This window comes from Halorussus marinus (assembly GCF_004765795.1).
Classification (GTDB): Archaea; Halobacteriota; Halobacteria; order Halobacteriales; family Haladaptataceae; genus Halorussus; species Halorussus marinus.
This window is the reverse complement of record NZ_SBIV01000004.1, coordinates 184,339-201,002: the sequence shown is the minus strand read 5'-3', so window position 1 is coordinate 201,002 and position 16,664 is coordinate 184,339. Positions and strand designations below refer to the sequence as shown.

The window sequence follows — 16,664 nt, the reverse complement described above, 5'->3', positions numbered from 1 at the left end:
ACCATGAAGTGGAAGCTGTTCGCTGACCTCGCCGAGGTGACCGGCGGCAAGGAGATCGCGGTCGACGCCGAACCCGGCGACACGGTCGGGGCGGCGCTCTCGGCGCTGGTCGAGGACCACCCGGCGCTCGAAGACCGCATCTACGACGACGGAGACCTCCGCGAGCACATCAACGTCCTCCGAAACGGGACGAACGTCTCCGCCGAGGACGGACTGGACACCGAACTCGACGCCGGCGACGAACTCGCGCTGTTCCCGCCGGTCAGCGGCGGGTGAATCAGCCAGAAGGCCTTAGCACCGCGGGGTGATACTACGTTCGGAATGGGGTCCGGAGATCCGGGGCGGTCGTCGGTAGAGTCGGTGATGGAGAACCATCGGTCGCTCAACTCGATCGTCCCCGGCGGGGACGGCGAGCCGGACACGCTCCGCGAGCGCGTGAGCCACTGGGTCCTGCTCGAGGGGCGCCGCGAATCGGTGACTGCCGGCCTCCTGCTCGGGGTTCTGACGGGGTTAATCGTTTTGTCGATGATCCGGCCCGTCGACATGTACTCGCTGTTGCAGGACACCAACACGGCCCAGACGCTTTTCAACACGCTGTTGAGCGGGACCATCCTGCTCGTCTCGGTCGTCGTGTCGGTCACCTCGATCGTCCTGTCCGAGGAGATCACCGACATCGAATCCCAGCGCCAGCGCATCGACGGCTCGATCGACTACCGCGGCGAGATCGAGGAGTTCATCGAGTCCGACGTGAGCCCGGCCCGCCCCGCCGACTTCCTCCGGACCATCCTCCGGATCATCGACCAGCAGGCCTCGACCATCGCGGACATCGCCGCCGACGGCGAGAGCGAGGAGTTCGCCGAGGACGCCCGGACGTTCGCCGACGAAGTCACCGCCGAAGCCGAGCGCGCCGGCGAGATCCTGAGCGGCGCCCGGTTCGGGTCGTTCAAAGTGTTGCTCGCCGGGCTCAACTACGACTACTCGTGGCAACTCCACGTCGCCCGGCGGTTCGACCGAACGTACGGCGAGGAACTCACCGACGACCAGCAGGCGGCGATCGACGACCTCGTGGAGTCGCTCAAGATATACGCCACCGGCCGGGAGTACTTCAAGTCGCTGTACTACAAGCGGGAGTTCGCCCGGCTGTCGAGCAGGCTACTGTACGTCTCGTTGCCGACGATCGTCGTCACCTCCTACGTGTTACTCGCGCTCGACAGCAACCTCTTTCCGGAGGTGACGTTTCTCACGCTGACGCCACTGGCGGTGTTCGTAACCGTCGCGTACACGATCGCGCTCACGCCGTACGTGATGCTGACCGCCTTCGTCCTCCGGGCGATGACGGTGACCCTCCGGACGCTGGCGTCGGGGCCGTTCGTCCTCGAACGCGGGAGCGAACTCGACGAGTTCGACTGGGACGAGTCCGACATCGAGGTGTCGGACCGCGAGCTCCAGACCGGCGACGGAAAGCAACGCGCCGACGACTAGGCGGTCAGATCGGCCGCCAGCACGAAGTCGGGGTCGTCGGCCACGTCGACTCGACAGTACGCGGCGTCGCTCACGGTCCGGACGGTCTCGGGGATCAGCGCCCGCACGCGGTCCGCGCCGCGGTCGGCGGCGTCGCGAGCCAGCGCCTCGAACAGCGCCTCGGCGCTCGCGGAGTCGGCCCACGCGGCGACGCCGTACTCGACCCACGTCTCGGGCCCGTCCGCGTCCGTCTCGCGGTCGTACTTCCGGACCCGGTGTGCGAACCCCTTCGTTCCGCCGTTCTGAACCACGAACAGACCGTCGTCGTCGGCCGCGGCCGCGAGGCGCTCGCGGGTGAGCCGGGAGACCGCCCACGTCTCCTCGGGGTCGAGCGCGAGCCCACGGAGGTGTTCTCCGGCGTCGCTGTCGGTCCAGAACCGCCATGCGGCGTCGGGATTCGCCGTGATCTCGGCGGCCGGGTCGGCGTCGGGGTCCGGCTCGGGGTGGGCCCACCGGAACTCGGTCGCGGGGTCGTAACCCATCGCCCGCGACTGGCCCAGTCCGGCCTCGTTCCACGAGAACACCATGTTTCGCATCGCGGTCGCGCCCCGGTCGCGCGCCCAGTCGAACAGCGCCTCGGTCATGCGGTTGGCGACCCCGGGCCCGCGGAACGCGGGGTTGACCCGCATCCCCTGACCCCACGCCTCCCACTCCGAGAGCGCGACCGCCTGCACGATGCCCGCGATCTCGTCGCCCGCGTCGGCGACCACGGTGTGGCGGTCCTCGCCGTCGATCCAGTCGTGGTAGACGTCCGGGATGTAGTCGCCGCCGTCCCGATCGGGCCACGTCTCGGCGGTGAACGCCGCCACGTCCTCGTAGTCGTCGTGGCGGGCCGGCCGGAGCTGGATCGCCGCGCCGCTCATTCCCACGGCACCGACCGGTCGGTGATCTCGCCCGCGATCGGCTCGCGGACGGTCGCCGCGGGGTCGTCGCTGTTGGCGAGCGCCCACATCAGTTTGACCTTGGCGGTGCCGGGGAGCATGTCCTCGCCCTCCACGACGCCGGCGTCGAGCAGGTCTCGGCCGGTGTCGTACACCCGATCACAGACCCGGCCCTCGATGCACTGGCTCGTCATCACGACCGTCGTCCCGTCGTCGACCAGCTCGGCGATGCGATCGACCCAGTCGGAGTGGACGTGCCCGAGTCCGGTGCCTTCGAGCACGAGCCCCGCCTTGCCCTCGGCCACGTCGAGGGCCGACTCGTCCGTGCCGGGGGTGAACTTCAGCAGTTCCACCTCGGATTCGAGCGCCGACTCGATCGCGAGGTCGGTCCCGCCGCGCTCGGCGTACTCGCCGTCGAAGGCGACCTCGACGTCGTCGCCGTACGCGACCGTGCCGAGCGGTTCGGCGCCGACCGTCTCGAAGGCGTCTCGCCGGGAGGTGTGGTTCTTCCGGACCCGCGTCCCGCGGTGGAGCGCACAGACGTCGTCGCTCTCGGAGGCGTGCATACAGACCATGACCTCGGCGGCGTCGGCCTTGGCGGCCTCGACCGCACAGACCGCGTTCATCACGTTGTCCGAGGAGGGCCGGTCGGCCGATCGCTGGCTCCCGGTGAACACCACCGGGACGGGCGTATCGAGCATGAACGCCAGCGCCGACGCGGTGAACTGCATGGTGTCGGTACCGTGCATCACGACCACGCCGTCGGCGCCGGCCTCGATCTCCTCGGCCACCGCGCGGGCGAGGTCCTGCCACACGTCGGTGGTCATGTTCTCGCTGAGGATGTTTGCGACCACGCGCCCGCGGTAGTTCGCCCGGCCCGCGAGGTCGGGCACCGCCCGGAGCACGTCCTCGGCGTCGAACTGGGCGGTCACCGCGCCGGTCCGGTAGTCGATCGTCGAGGCGATGGTGCCGCCGGTCGAGATGAGCGAGATCGTCGGGAGGTCGTCGTCGAACTCGACCGCCGACCCGTCGTCGGCCCCGCCCGAGTCGATGTCGTACACGTCGGTTTCGAGGACGTCCACGTCGGCGGCGTCGCGGTCGACGCCGACGTTGTAGCCGCCGTCGAGTTTGACGACGAGGTTCTGGGCCGTCGAGGAGGGGAGCAGTACCCCTTCGTAGGTCTGGTCTGCCCGCTCGACGCGGACGCGATCGCCGGGATTCATATCACCGAGTACCGGCGGGCCGGACTTGAAACCATCTTTTCGCCCGGACCGACCAAAGACCCATTAGCGTCCGGGTTCCACCCACTCGTATGCCCCAGCGCTCCGACCAGCGCACCCGCGACGCCGTCGCGGACGACCTGAACGCCCCCCTGGACGACGATGCCGAGAGCCCCCAGCCGTCCACCCGCCAGCGGCTCAAACGGCGTGCGGGCGGGGTCTTCTCGCCGCGGACGTTCGTGTACGCCGTCCTGCTCGTCGGGGCGGGACTGTTCGCGGGCAACGCCTTCATCCCGCTTCCGTTCGTCGACAGCCTCGCCGGGCTCGTGGGCGCGTTCGCCGGCGCGTTCGCGCTCGGACTCGCGGTCGAGCGCGGCACGGTCCTCGAATCGGCGGCCGCCGGCGCGCTCGCGGCCGGGCTCGCGACGGTGCTCAGTCACCTCGCGCTGACCGCGTTCGGCGGCGCGGGCGTTCCGCTCGCGGCCGTCGGCGCGGGGGCAGGCGCGATCGCGGGCGGGCTCGGCGCCCACTTCGGCGGGGACCTCCGCGAGGGACTGACTCAGGACATCTAATCGGCGAGCGTCCACCCGTCGTCGGTGCGTTCGAGCAGTTCTCGCGCTTCGAGTTCGCCGAGACAGTCCTCGACGACCGGTTCGGGCGCCTCGACCGCGCGGCTCACCCGCCCGACGGTGCTCGCCCCGCCCGCGACCGCCGCGAGCACCTGGGCGTGGATTCGGTCCTCGCCGTCGGCGTCAAGCGCCTCGCCGAGCCGGGTCTGGACGTCGGCGATGCGGCCGTGGACCCACCGCTGGGCCAGCGACAGTTCGCTCTGGAGCTGTTGGAGCCGATCGAGCTCCGCGGCGAGGTCGGTCGGCCCCTCGGCGTCGGCGGGCGTTTCGTGGGTTTGCGCGTCGGACGCCTCGGGCGGCCCGAGTTCTCCCGCGTCCCCTGCGGTGTCGTCGGGTCGTTCGCCGTCGATCGCCGCGCCCTCCTCCGGCTCGACCCCCGCGTCGTCCTCGAACTGGACGTTCAGCGAGACGTACCGGCAGGTGCTCACGTCGAGGTTGGCGCTCGCGGGGTAGGCGCTTTTCATCCCGAACTCGTAGGGCGAGACGCTCACTTCGAGCCGGAGGTTGCGCGAGATGCTGAAGTACTTGCGGCGCTGGTCGTCGGTGCGGCTTTCGACGAGCCCGGCGTCTTCGAGCGTCCGGAGGTGGTCGATGACGGCCTTGGGGCTGACGCCGAGGTACTCGCTGATTTCTGTGACGTAACACGGCTTGCGCGCCAGCAGACGGAGGATGCGCCGTCGGTTCTCGTTCCCGAGGATGTCGAGTAGCTCGGCGGAGTCCATTCAGGGGCGATGGTAGGCATCGCGCGCTCAAAAGGGTGTCTCTCGATTTCGCCCCGCCGGCGATCACTCGACCGCCGTCGTTTTTGGCGGGCTCCCCGTCTCGGTTGTCGAATCGTCGGCGCCATCCGGGATCGAGGTCCTCGCGCGCTGGCTCGTCTCGTCGGGCGAGTCGGTCGTCGTGGCTTTGCCGTCGGCTCCCTTCTCCCCGTTTCCGCCAGCGGCTTTGCCGTCGGCTCCCTTCTCCCCGTTTCCGCCGGCGGCTTTGCCGTCGGCCCCTTCCTCACCCGACGCCTCGCCGTCGGCACCGTTGTCGGGACCCGCCGCGTCGGTCCGGTTGTCGCTCGGATCCGCGACCGCTTTCTCCTCGCTCGGGCCGGCCTCGGGACCGCCGTCCTCTGGCGGCCCGGGATCGCCCTCGCCGTTCGAAGCGCCGTCGGTCCCCGATCGAGCGGACGCGGCGCTCTCGTTTGCGTTCCCGGAGTCGTCGATGCCGGCGTCCTCGGGCGGACCGCCTCCGACGTCGTCGGGCGGGCCGGGAACGCCGACGCCGGAGGTGTTCCGGGCGACCGCGGCGACCGCCGGGCCGGTCAGGTTCCGGGCGTCGGTTTCGAGCCCCGCGATGGCGTCCACGTCGGCGTTGGCCTGTCTGGCTCGCGGCGCGGTGGCGTCGATCGTCGACTGCAACGCGTTGATCCGTCCGACCAACTGGCCGACCTGCGCCTTGTACGCGGCCCCACTGAGGTTGCCGGCCTCGCGCTCGGATTCGAGTTCGGCCTTCCGATCGCGGAGGTCCGCGAGCTCGGCGCGCAGGTCGCCGGTCCGACGCTCCACCAGCCGTTTGCGCTTGGTCTCGTTGTCCGTCGCGTTGAACGACGCCGACCACATGCCGGTCTCGACCGCACCGCTCATCTCGGCCGCGCTCGACTGCATGAACGAGGAGATATCCGCGCCCAGCGACGGGCTCGCGGACTGATTTTCGCTCTCGCTCTCGTTTCCGTCGTCGCTCTGGGCGACCGGCGGGTCGGCGGTCGCCGAGCCGACGGGGTCGGGGGAGTCCGGGCTCAGGTCGGGGGCCGCTGTCGCCGGGGCGGCGATCGCGAGCGAACTGCCGACGACCAGCGCCAACAGGACGGCTCGATAGGCACTCATCGGGTCGTCATATAGCGCCGCCGTTTAAAAATACAGACATTCGTTCGTTCCGTTCATATTCGGCTTTTAGCGCCCAAAACGGCGTATTAGAGTTTAAAACCCGATTAGATGTCGTCTACGCGCTCGGTCTGTCGTCGGGGCCGAGGCGGTCGAACGCACGGGCCGCCGCGGCGACCGAGAGCGCCGAGAGCCCGACCGTCGCCACCGGTAGTACCAGTCCCGGTTCGTACCGCAGGGGCGGATGGAACCCGAGCAGGTAGTCGAGGGCGTCGTTCGCGAGGAGTGCGAACAGCGTCGCCGCCAGTGCCCCCCGCGTCGTCGCGCCGTAGCGCGGAAGCAGGTACGCCTCGGCGACGAACCCGAGGTGAGTGAGGACGATGAACCAGTACGACCACAGGGCGTCGGGGTCCCACGGCGGCCCGAAGTACGCGCCGAACCCGAGATTGAGCGAGACCGCGGTCCAGAGGCCGTACTTGACCAGCCACGCGAACGCGAACGTGTGGAGGTACGCCAGCGGCCGGTTCCGGGGCGCGGCGTCGAGTCGACGGCCCAGATTCGGGACCAACGTGGCCAGCGACAGGGTGACGAGAAACAGCGCCGCCGGCGAGTCGGCGTACAGCGGCCAGAGGTAGATCGGCACCTCGGGGAGCGTCTCGACGTAGAAACGCACCCCGACCAGCATCGCCAGCACGTTCACCGAGAGCAGCCACGCGAGGTTCGGGCCGTCTTCGAGGAACGTCCGGGCGTAGCGGTCGGGGATCGCCATACCGACTCGCGGACCGCCAGCGACAAAGGTCTTGTCGGATCGCGGCGACCTCGGACCGACGCGGGCGAACGATTAAAATCTGTTATTGCAATACTATATAAATCTATCCGAAACGTTTATGTCCTATCGTGGGATACGTTAGCGTGTCTCATGTTCGAGGAGTTTTCGAGCGGCTACTACCTGGGTCGGCTCTACGTCGAACCCCACGACGGCGACCGGGCCGCGATGCGTCGCGACCAGCACGAACACATCAACGAGCAACTCTACGCGACCGGCGAGGGCGTCGAACGGCTCGACAACCCGCTCGTGATGAAAGTCGACAGCCACCACCTCGCGGTCCGGGGCGAAGACGACATCCCCGAAGGGACGCTGGCGCTCCCCGAAAACGTTCTCGACGACACCCGAATCCGGAACCCGCCGACCCTGAAGCAAGTCCTGTTGGCGAAAGCCGACCGGGCGGCACAGCTACTCGAATGTCAAAAACAGGTCCCGGGCGTCGGGACGTGAGCGGCCGGAGCGGTCAGCGACCCCACTCGCGGACCTGCTTTGGGCGGTCCCCGACCGGCAGTACGTCGAGGGGCTCCTCGCGGGCGTCGAGGGCCTCCAGCGCGGCGCTCGCGCTGGCCTCCGTCGAGAAGTAGGTCACTTCCTCCTCGACCGCGGTTTCGAGCACGTCGCGGTTGCGCGAGACGATGAGGTCGACGTCGCCCGACCGCACAGCCTCCTTCGCGCGGTCGGTCCACGCCGCGGCGTCGTCGGCGAACTGGTCGGGGGTGACCACCTCGAAGTGGGTGGCGAACTCCTCGGTGCTGAAGTACTCGCCGAAGTCGTCGGTCAGGTCGACGAGCGCGGTTCCCTCGCCGGGAATCGGCTTGCCGGTCGAGTCCTGAGCCTTGTCGTAGGCCTTCCCGAAGGTGTCGGCGGTGCCCATGACCTCGCCGGTCGATTTCATCTCCGGACCGAGCCGCGGGTCCGACCCCGGCAGGCGGTCGAACGGCAGGACGACCTCCTTGACGCTGACCTGCTCGGGGACCTGCTCGTCGGTATCGAGGGCGGCCAGCGACTCGCCGGCCATCACCTTCGCGGCGAGCTTGGCGATCGGGACGCCGGTCGCCTTCGAGACGAACGGGACGGTCCGCGACGAGCGCGGGTTGGCTTCGAGCACGTACACCTCGCCGTCTTGGACCGCGAGCTGGACGTTCAGCAGGCCGACCGTGTCGAGCGCTACCGCGATGTCCTCGACCACGTCCCGGACCCGGCCGAGGGTCGCCTCGTCGAGCGCCCGGGTCGGGATCATGCACGCGGAGTCGCCCGAGTGGACCCCCGCGGACTCGACGTGCTCCATGATGCCGCCGATCAGCACGTCCTCGCCGTCGGCGACCGCGTCCACGTCGAGCTCGACGGCGTCGGCGAGGAACTCGTCGATGAGGATCGGCTTGTCGGGGCTCACCCTGACCGCCTCAGCCATGTACTCTTTGAGCTCCTCGTCGTCGCCGACCACGTCCATCGCGCGTCCGCCGAGCACGTAGGAGGGCCGGACGAGTACCGGGTAGCCGATGTCGTGGGCGAGATCGAGCGCCTCGGCCTCGCTGGTCGCCGAGCCGCCCTCGGGCTGGGCGACGCCCAGATCGTCCATCAGGCGGTTGAACCGGTCGCGGTCCTCCGCCAGATCCATCGCCTCGACCGACGTGCCGAGGATATCGCAGTCGAGCTCCCGGCGCGCGAGCTCGTCTTCGAGGGGCTCGCCGATGTCGACGGAGGTCTGGCCGCCGAACTGGACCATCACGCCGTCGGCGCCAGTGGCCTCGATCACGTCCGCGACCTCCTCGGCGGTGATCGGCTCGAAGAACAGTCCGTCGGAGGTGTCGTAGTCGGTCGAGACGGTCTCGGGGTTGTTGTTGACGACGTGGGCCTCGATGCCCTGCTCGCGGAGCGCCCGGACCGCGTGGACCGAGCAGTAGTCGAACTCCACGCCCTGTCCGATCCGGATCGGGCCGCCGCCGACCACGACCACGCTCTCGACGTCGGGGTCGACCTGCACCTCGTCGCGGCCGAGCCCGGCGCCCGGCCGGCGCGAGGAGTAGTAGTACGGGGTCGACGCCGCGAACTCGCCCGCGCAGGTGTCGACCTGCTTGAAGTCCCGGTCGGGGGCGGCCGCCTCGACGTCGTCGACCGTGACGCCCGCGCCGTCGGTGGCCGCGCCGTCGTCGGACTCGGCGGGGAGCCACGACGAGTGGGTGTCCTCGAACTCGCCGCCCGCGAGCGCCGTGATCTCGTGGTCGGTGAACCCGGCCTCGGCGGCGGACTCGAACTCGCCTTCCTGGGCCGCGACCGCCGCGTCGGCGACGTTCCGGTAGCGCTCGACGTACCACTCGTAGATGCCGGTGAGCTCGACGACCTCGGCGACGGTGTACCCGCGGTCGAACGCCTCGAACATCGCGTACGGGCGGTCGGGCGTCGGGGCTTCGAGGTAGTCGGTTTCGAGGGTCTGGTCGTCGACCTCGGCCCAGTCGGCCTCGGGGTCGTACTCCGAGGAGCGAAGCGCCTTCAGCAGGCTCTCCTCGAACGTCCGGCCGATCGCCATCGCCTCGCCGGTCGACTTCATCGCGGTGCCCAGCTCGAAGTCCACGTCGGGGAACTTGTCTTTGGGCCACCGGGGCACCTTCGTGACGACGTAGTCGATCGCGGGCTCGAAGGCGGCGGTGGTCTCGCCGGTGATCTCGTTTTCGATCTCGTGGAGGCGCTTGCCGAGCGCGACCTTCGCGGTCACGCGGGCGATCGGGTAGCCAGTCGCCTTCGAGGCGAGCGCCGACGACCGCGAGACGCGGGGGTTGACCTCGACCACGCGGTACTCCCCGCCGGGGGTGCCGTCGTCGCGCCACGCGAACTGGATGTTACAGCCGCCCTGAATGCCCAGATCACGGATCACTTCGAGGGCGGCGTCGCGCATCTCCTGGTGGCCGTCGTCGGGGATGACCTGCGAGGGCGTGACGACCGTCGACTCGCCCGTGTGGATACCCATCGGGTCGATGTTCTCCATGTTGCAGATGATGATCGTCGAGTCCCCGGCGTCGCGCATCACCTCGTACTCCAGTTCGACCCACCCGGAGATCGACTCGGTGATGAGCACCTCGCTGTTCCGGGAGAGCCGCAGGCCCTTCCGGACGCGGTCGAAGAGCTCGTCCATCTCCGAGACGACGCCCGAGCCCGATCCGCCGAGCGTGTAGGTGGTGCGGGCGATGACCGGGAGGCCGCCGACCGCCTCGACCGCCGCCTCGACGCGCTCGCGAAGCGACTCCTCGGTCAGATCGGCGACCGCCTCGCCCTCGTCGAGCGCGATGGTCGTCGACGCCGGGACCGGCTGGCCAAGCTCCTCCATCCGCTGGCGGAACAGGTCCCGGTCCTCGGTGGCGTAGATGGTCTCCAGGGGCGTGCCCATGATCTCGACGTCGTGCGCTTCGAGGACGCCCTCCTCGGAGAGCTCGGCGGTGACGTTCAGCCCGGTCTGGCCCCCGAGCCCCGCGATGACGCCGTCGGGGTTCTCCGTCCGGATGATCTCGGCGATGGCTTCGGTGGTGATCGGCTCGATGTACACCTCGTCGGCCATCTCCGGATCGGTCATGATGGTCGCTGGGTTCGAGTTGACCAGCACGACTCGCGCTCCCTCTTCCTGGAGCGCGCGGCAGGCCTGCGCCCCGGAGTAGTCGAACTCCGCGGCCTGCCCGATCTGGATGGGTCCGCTGCCGATGAGTAGGATCGTCCGTCCGTCGGCTGTGGTCTCCTCGGTCATTCGTTGGTAGGAGAGAGTTCGCTCATCGTAATAAATCCGACGATAGATTACGAGTTCCGGGGCCAAATTTCGAAATTCGAATTCGCCCCGGAGCGACGGGCGCGCCGACGGTCCCCGGGAGTACGGTCGTTCGCGGCGGTCGCGCGCGTTTCGCCGCGAACTATCGAAGAGCGTTTTACCGACCCACGGTAATGGCCGTCCAATGAGCACGGACGACACGGCCCCGGACGCCGACGCGCCCGAGACCGCAGAGCACGAGAACGCCCGCCAGCACGTCGTCGCGGTCGACGCCGACGACAACGAGCAGGAGACGATCAACCGCCTCGACGCACACACCGGCGACGGCACGCGCCACCGCGCGTTCACCTCGCTGGTGTTCGACGGCGAGGGCAACATCCTGCTGGCCCAGCGGGCCCCCGACAAGCGCCTGTGGGGGACGTGGTGGGACGGCACCGTCGCCTCCCACCCGGTGCAGGGTCAGTCACAGGAGGAGGCCACCCGCCAGCGCCTCGACGAAGAACTCGGAATCACGCCCGACCAGTACGACGACCTCCGGGTCACCGACCGCTTCGAGTACAAGCGCTACTTCGAGAACGCTGGCGTCGAACACGAGGTCTGTGCGGTCCTCAAGCTCACTCTCGACGACGTCTCGCTCGACCCCGACGAGGCGGAGGTCGCGGGCCTGATGTGGGTGCCCTACGAGCGCCTCCACGAGCACCCCGAGTGGTACCGCCAGCTCCGGCTGTGCCCGTGGTTCGAGATCGCGATGCGCCGGGACTTCGACTGATCTGTCGCTCCGCTCGTCTTCTCGCGATTCCTACGTAATCGCGCTACTCGCGGGTCGGTTCTCCCCGCTCGTCTTCTCGCGATTCTTACCGAATCGCGTTACTCGCGATCCGACAGCCCCGCGAGGTGGCCCGCCTCCTCGACGATGATCTCCTCTGCACCGAGCCGGGCGGCGTTCTCGCTCCCCGGGAGGCAGAAGACGGGCGTCCCCTCGGCGATCCCCGCGGCCGCACGCGTGCCGACGATCTTCGTCCCGATCTCCTCGAACGACAGCGAACGGAACAGTTCGCCGAACCCGGGCAGGTGCTTGTCGAACAGGGGCTCGATCGCTTCGACGGTCACGTCGTCGGGCGTGACGCCGGTCCCGCCGGTCGTCACGACCACGTCGACGTCGCCGCGCCGGACCAGCGCGTTGACCGACCCCTGGACGCCGTCGTAGTCGTCGCCGATCAGGTCGCGGCTCACGACGCTGTGACCCGCCGCCTCGAACGCCGCGACGATGGCGTCGCCCGCCGGATCGTCCGAGAGCGACCGCGAGGACGACACCGTGACGACGGCGGCCCCGAGCGACTCGACGTCGTGGGCGTGGTGGTCGTGGTCGTCGTGATCGTGGTGGTCGTGGCTCTCGTCGTCGCCCGACTCCTCGCCGTGGGGCTCCTCGCGGTCCGGATCGCTCTCGTCGTCCCCGTCGTCGAAGCCGCGGCTCGTGTCGCGAGACTGGAAATCGACCATACGTCGGCGTTCGGCCGACAGCACCTTAAAACAACGCCGCACACCGTCGATAGTGACACCGATACGTCAGGACGAGCGCTGGGCCGACCACACCGCGGTCGCGCCGAGCAGGAACGCCGGAAGCAGGGGCAACACGAGGTAGGCCGCCTTGAACGGCCCGCCCGGCGGGATCAGCAGGATCGTCGCCGGGACCACCAGAAAGCAGACGACGATGACGCCGACCAGCACCCACCCGCGCCAGTCCCACTCCTCGGTACCTCGCTCGACGGGCGCGGCGGGGTCGGAGACCTCCGCGTCGGCGTCCCCGCCCTCGACGGCGCCGGGCCGGTGGGTGTAGGTGTCGTCGCTCATTGGCGGCCGTACTCGCTGTCCGGGACGACCACGACCTTGCCGAACCCCTCGCGCTCTTCGAGCAGTTCGTGGGCGCGGGCGGTCTCGCTCATCGGCAGGACCTCCCTGATCGCGGGCTCGAACTCGCCGTCCCACACCAGTTCGAGCACGTCGTCGACCTCGCCGCGGGTCGCCATCGTGGAGCCGATCACCGACAGTTGGTTCCAGAAGATGCGGTTGAGCCCGGCGTTGGGGTTCGGACCGGTGGTGGCCCCGCATGTGACCAGTCGACCGCCCTTCGCGAGGCTCTTGAGCGAGTCGGGGTAGGTCTGCTCGCCGACGTGGTCGACGACCACGTCGACGCCCCGGCCGTCGGTCAGGTCGTAGACCCGGTCGGCGAAGTCGTCTTCGGCGTAGTTGATCGCGTGGTCGGCGCCCAGTTCGCGGGCGTGGTCGAGTTTCTCGTCGGTGCTCCCGGTCGCGAAGACGGTCGCGCCGAGGTAGTCGGCGATCTGGACCGCGGCGTGGCCCACGCCGCCCGACGCCCCGAGCACGAGGACTTTCTCGCCGGGGTCGACGTCCGCCCGGGTCACCAGCATCCGCCACGCGGTCTGGAACACCAGCGGGGCGGCCGCCGCGACGTTCCACGACACGCCCTGCGGGACCGAGACGAGGTTGGCGGCGGGCACCGCGGCCATCTCGCCGTGGACCCCCCGGACGTGTTCGCCGATGATGTGGTAGTTCTCACACAGCGAGTGTTCGCCGTGCCGGCAGAACTCGCAGTGGCCACAGGAGACGCCGGCCGACAGCGCCACCCGGTCGCCGGGCTCGAACCGGGTCACGTCCTCGCCGACTTCGAGCACGACGCCCGCCGCGTCGCTACCGGGGACGTGGGGCAGTTCGAGGTCGACGCCCGGGAGCCCCTTCCGGGTCCAGACGTCGAGGTGGTTGAGCGCGCCCGCCTTCACGTCCACGAGCACTTCGTCGCGGTCCGGCGTCGGGTCCGGGAAGTCGCCGTACTCGATGACGTCGCGGTCACCGTGGTCGGTGAACTGGACGGCTTGCATAGTCGAAGCGTGGGGTTCCGGGGGTAAAACTGTACCTCAACGGCTCAGGCGTCCGGGTCCGAGGCCTCGGTCGACCGGACGTCCTCGGCGACGAAGCGCTCGCCCGTCCAGCGCCACGATCTGAGAGCGCTCGGGGTCGGATCGTCGGCCTCGCCGCCGCCCGACTCTCCGGGGACGGCGATGACGTACGACCGGCCGGGCCAGGTCGCCTCGGCGGCGTCGGTCGCGCTCGGCTCGGCCGGCCCGCGCGGGTGCGAGTGGTAGAACCCGACCACCTCGCGGCCGGCCTCGTCGATCGCCTCCAGCAGTTCGAGCTGTTCGCGCGCGGCGATCTCGTAGCGCGTCCGCGGGTCGGCGGCGGCGTTTGCGGCCGGATGGCGCGCGAGGACCTCCGCGTCGTCGCCGTCGCGCCTGCCCGCGAGGATGCCACACACCTCCTCGGGCGCGCCCTCGCGGGCGTGTGCGAGTATCTCCTCGCGGACGTCGTCGGGAAGAGCGAGCGTCACTGTCTGGCTCCCGGTTCGGGCCGAGCCGAGATAAATGGTCGCCGCCCCGCGGCCGGGCTCAGAGGCCGAACAGCCGCAGGCCGAGCCCGCCGAGCAGGAGGACGACCCCGACCGTCGCGCCGACGAACGGCGGCAGGATCGGGATCGGGAGCACGATCAACAGCAGGCCGACCGCGATCAGCGTCGTGGATAGCTTCACGCCGGCGTTTGGGTCGCCCGGCAAAAATAGGCTTGGCCCGCGCGGACCCGACTACTGTGGCTCGGCGGCCTCGTGTTCGGACTTCTCGACGGTGATGGTCACGTCCTCGGGATCGACCCCGATGCGGGCGAACTGGGTCTTGACGTGCTCGCGGGCGGCCTGGGTCGCCTGTTCTTTCGTGTCGAACCCTCGGGGCATCGGCGACTCGAACGCGACGTTGACCTCCTCGCCGTTGACCTTCTGGACGGTCCCGCCGCTCTCGACCTCGTAGAACTCGTCGCAGACCCACACGTAGGGGGCGTCCTCGTCGGGCGCGCCCTTGAACCGCGGCGCGCGCTCCCCGCGCTCGTACAGCGTCCCCGTCAGGGTCGTCCCCCCGCCTTCGCCGCGGATGAGTAACATGGCCTCCGATAGGGCGCCCGGAGGTAAAAGGAGCGCGACTGACGGCGAAACGTGTTTGACCGAGGGGTTCGTCGTCGGGAACGATGACCGACCTCGGCGACTTCGAGAGCTTCGAGGGCGACGCCTCCGGGTCCGATCCCGCGGACGGCGCCGCCGACGAGGGCGACACGTTCGAGCGGATCGAGCCCGACCCCGTCGGGAGCGACCGCGGCATCGGCACCCTCTCGGCGGCCGACGGCCTCCGTATCAGCGAGGAGTCCGACGAGACCCACCTCCGGGCGTACGTGACAGCCGACAACCGCGACGACGTGCGCGTCGGCACCTACCTCCTCGCGCCCTACCCCGACGACGAGAAGTTGTTCTGTCGCGTCTCGGCGCTCTCGTACGAGCAGGAGTACCGCGTCGACGACGCGACCGAGATTCACTCCAAGCGCGCGATGCGCCGCGAGGAGATCGAGGAGACCGACTACAAACTCCTCGCCACGCTGGAGCCGGTCGCGGTCCTCTACTCGGACGACGGCGAGCTCAAGCGCCGGATGACCGACCGGGTCCCCAAGCCGAAGGCGGTCGTCCGGCAGGCCGACGACAAGCCCGAGATCAAGACCGGGCTCAAGATGCCCGAAGACGGCGTGTTCCTCGGCCACCTCTCGGTCGGCGGCGAGAAGGTCCGGACCGCCGCCGAGCCGCCCACGATCGACTACCGGCTGAAAGACGACTACGGCGACGGCGATCCGCTCGTGTTCCGTCACACCCTCGTGGCCGGGGGCACCGGGTCGGGCAAGACCCACGGCGCGAAGAACGTCCTCCGGCAGTTCCTCGGCGAGGAGCGCCGCTACGAGATGGCCGACGGCGCCGAGCGCCGGGCCGCTGTCGTCCAGTTCGACCCCCAAGACGAGTACGCCCAGATGCACGACGACAACCCGGACGTGACCGACGCCGACCGCCGCCGGTGGGAGCGAGAGGGCGTCGCCTGCGGCGGCCACGACGACACCGTCGCGTTCGTGCCGAAGGTCGGCGCCGGCGGCTACGCCGCCGACCACCACCGCGCCGAGCAGGTCGAGTTCACCATCCCCTTCTCGATGGTCCGGCGCCGGCCGTGGCTGGTCGCGGGCGCGAGCCTCAACGACAATCAGTACAACGCGCTCAGACTGCTCATCGAGCGCTTCTTCGAGCAGGCGGGCGATTCGGGGACCTACCGGCAGTTCGTCGACTACGTCGACGACCCCGCGCTCCGCGAGGAACTCGACGAGTCGGGCCGAGTCCACGAGGCCACCTACGACGCGGTCAAGCGCCGGGTCATCGGCTCGGCGTTCCACGACGTGTTCGATCAGGACGCCCGACCGATCACCGACCAGATACGCCGGTTCGTCCGGCCCGGCGGGCTCACCGTGGTGCCGACCTATCACGTCAACGACTCGCGGGCGACCGAGGTGGTGGTGCTGGCGCTCGCCAGCCTGCTCGTCGACGAGAAGCTCTCGAACGCGCCCCGGTACGACCGCGTGAAGGAGACGCCGCTCGTGGTCGGGATGGACGAGGCCCACAACTTCCTGACCGACGCCGACAGCGTGCAGGCCCGGAAGGTCATCGGGAAGTTCACCGAGGCCGCAAAGCAGGGCCGCAAGGAGCGTCTGGGCCTGTTTCTCATCACCCAGGACCCCCAAGACATCCACGAGGCGGTGTTCAAGCAGATCAACACCACGATCGTGCTGAACCTCGGCGACGAGGACGCGATCAAGAGCGTCAACATCCCCTCGAAGCTGGAAGGGAAAGTGCCGTACATGGAGAAGGGCCAGATGGTGGTTTACTCGCCGGACAACTCCGAGCCGGTCGAGATCACCGGCTTGCCCAAGTGCGTGACCAAACACGGCCGGGAGTAGCGTGAGCCGGCCGGCTCACGGGAACACGAGCGGTGAAACCGCGAGTAGCGAGGCGCCCAACGCCGCTCTCTCGGAGCGACCCGACGG

General features: G+C 69.3%; 18 protein-coding genes. 6 read left to right on the top strand and 12 right to left on the bottom strand.

Annotated elements, in window-relative coordinates; translation table 11 throughout:
- Nucleotides 1–3: 3 nt before the first annotated feature.
- Both EPY72_RS10165 and EPY72_RS10160 read left to right on the top strand, forming a co-directional pair.
- Complete coding sequence (locus EPY72_RS10165) at nt 4–276, top strand: ubiquitin-like small modifier protein 1 (protein ID WP_134670152.1); 273 nt, start codon at nt 4–6, stop codon at nt 274–276.
- A 45-nt stretch (nt 277–321) separates the two neighbouring features.
- Entirely contained in the window at nt 322–1,482 is a 1,161-nt protein-coding gene (locus tag EPY72_RS10160; protein ID WP_134670150.1) for a DUF7972 family membrane protein, read from the top strand.
- Here EPY72_RS10160 and EPY72_RS10155 read toward each other — a convergent pair.
- Entirely contained in the window at nt 1,479–2,384 is a 906-nt protein-coding gene (locus tag EPY72_RS10155; protein ID WP_135806334.1) for a GNAT family N-acetyltransferase, read from the bottom strand. The genes EPY72_RS10160 and EPY72_RS10155 overlap by 4 nt on opposite strands.
- On the bottom strand, nt 2,381–3,625 hold the full coding sequence (gene gatD / locus EPY72_RS10150; protein ID WP_134670146.1) for a Glu-tRNA(Gln) amidotransferase subunit GatD: 1,245 nt from the start codon (nt 3,623–3,625) through the stop codon (nt 2,381–2,383). The genes EPY72_RS10155 and gatD overlap by 4 nt, the downstream gene beginning before the upstream one ends.
- An 89-nt stretch (nt 3,626–3,714) precedes the next feature.
- Here gatD and EPY72_RS10145 point away from each other — a divergent pair, with 89 nt between their 5' ends.
- The gene (locus EPY72_RS10145) at nt 3,715–4,194 is read left to right on the top strand and encodes a hypothetical protein (RefSeq protein ID WP_135806333.1); all 480 of its coding nucleotides are present in this window, start codon (nt 3,715–3,717) and stop codon (nt 4,192–4,194) included.
- On the opposite strand, the gene EPY72_RS10140 is transcribed toward EPY72_RS10145, so the two are convergent.
- The 3 genes from EPY72_RS10140 to EPY72_RS10130 form a co-directional block, all read right to left on the bottom strand.
- Nucleotides 4,191–4,973 (bottom strand): ArsR/SmtB family transcription factor, encoded by a 783-nt coding sequence (locus EPY72_RS10140; protein ID WP_134670142.1) that lies wholly within the window; start codon nt 4,971–4,973, stop codon nt 4,191–4,193. The genes EPY72_RS10145 and EPY72_RS10140 overlap by 4 nt on opposite strands.
- Nucleotides 4,974–5,036: 63 nt before the next feature.
- Nucleotides 5,037–6,122 carry a hypothetical protein gene (locus EPY72_RS10135; RefSeq protein WP_135806332.1) on the bottom strand — a complete coding sequence of 362 codons (1,086 nt, stop codon included), beginning with the start codon at nt 6,120–6,122 and terminating at the stop codon, nt 5,037–5,039.
- A 115-nt stretch (nt 6,123–6,237) separates the two neighbouring features.
- Nucleotides 6,238–6,888: a DUF1405 domain-containing protein gene (locus EPY72_RS10130; RefSeq protein WP_135806331.1), complete on the bottom strand. Its 651-nt coding sequence runs from the start codon at nt 6,886–6,888 to the stop codon at nt 6,238–6,240.
- A 150-nt stretch (nt 6,889–7,038) separates the two neighbouring features.
- Here EPY72_RS10130 and EPY72_RS10125 point away from each other — a divergent pair, with 150 nt between their 5' ends.
- Nucleotides 7,039–7,395 (top strand): DUF5802 family protein, encoded by a 357-nt coding sequence (locus EPY72_RS10125; RefSeq protein WP_134670136.1) that lies wholly within the window; start codon nt 7,039–7,041, stop codon nt 7,393–7,395.
- 13 nt (nt 7,396–7,408) lie between these two features.
- Here EPY72_RS10125 and carB read toward each other — a convergent pair whose 3' ends face one another.
- The gene (carB, locus tag EPY72_RS10120; RefSeq protein ID WP_135806330.1) at nt 7,409–10,678 is read right to left on the bottom strand and encodes a carbamoyl-phosphate synthase large subunit; all 3,270 of its coding nucleotides are present in this window, start codon (nt 10,676–10,678) and stop codon (nt 7,409–7,411) included.
- A gap of 202 nt (nt 10,679–10,880) precedes the next feature.
- Between carB and EPY72_RS10115 the strand changes: the two genes are divergently transcribed.
- Entirely contained in the window at nt 10,881–11,465 is a 585-nt protein-coding gene (locus EPY72_RS10115; RefSeq protein WP_135806329.1) for an NUDIX hydrolase, read from the top strand.
- Nucleotides 11,466–11,563: 98 nt separating this feature from the next.
- Here EPY72_RS10115 and EPY72_RS10110 read toward each other — a convergent pair whose 3' ends face one another.
- The 6 genes from EPY72_RS10110 to EPY72_RS10090 form a co-directional block, all read right to left on the bottom strand.
- Nucleotides 11,564–12,196 carry a MogA/MoaB family molybdenum cofactor biosynthesis protein gene (locus EPY72_RS10110; protein ID WP_134670131.1) on the bottom strand — a complete coding sequence of 211 codons (633 nt, stop codon included), beginning with the start codon at nt 12,194–12,196 and terminating at the stop codon, nt 11,564–11,566.
- A gap of 66 nt (nt 12,197–12,262) precedes the next feature.
- Complete coding sequence (locus tag EPY72_RS10105; protein ID WP_134670129.1) at nt 12,263–12,547, bottom strand: DUF7977 family protein; 285 nt, start codon at nt 12,545–12,547, stop codon at nt 12,263–12,265.
- Nucleotides 12,544–13,593 (bottom strand): zinc-binding dehydrogenase, encoded by a 1,050-nt coding sequence (locus EPY72_RS10100; protein WP_135806328.1) that lies wholly within the window; start codon nt 13,591–13,593, stop codon nt 12,544–12,546. Before EPY72_RS10100 ends, EPY72_RS10105 begins: the two co-directional genes overlap by 4 nt.
- 44 nt (nt 13,594–13,637) lie before the next feature.
- Nucleotides 13,638–14,099 (bottom strand): desampylase, encoded by a 462-nt coding sequence (locus EPY72_RS10095; RefSeq protein WP_135806327.1) that lies wholly within the window; start codon nt 14,097–14,099, stop codon nt 13,638–13,640.
- 58 nt (nt 14,100–14,157) lie between these two features.
- Entirely contained in the window at nt 14,158–14,298 is a 141-nt protein-coding gene (locus tag EPY72_RS19405) for a hypothetical protein (protein WP_167599425.1), read from the bottom strand.
- A 51-nt stretch (nt 14,299–14,349) separates the two neighbouring features.
- On the bottom strand, nt 14,350–14,700 hold the full coding sequence (locus tag EPY72_RS10090; RefSeq protein ID WP_134670123.1) for a DUF7113 family protein: 351 nt from the start codon (nt 14,698–14,700) through the stop codon (nt 14,350–14,352).
- An 83-nt stretch (nt 14,701–14,783) separates the two neighbouring features.
- Between EPY72_RS10090 and EPY72_RS10085 the strand changes: the two genes are divergently transcribed.
- Nucleotides 14,784–16,577: an ATP-binding protein gene (locus EPY72_RS10085; protein ID WP_134670121.1), complete on the top strand. Its 1,794-nt coding sequence runs from the start codon at nt 14,784–14,786 to the stop codon at nt 16,575–16,577.
- Nucleotides 16,578–16,664: the final 87 nt, after the last annotated feature.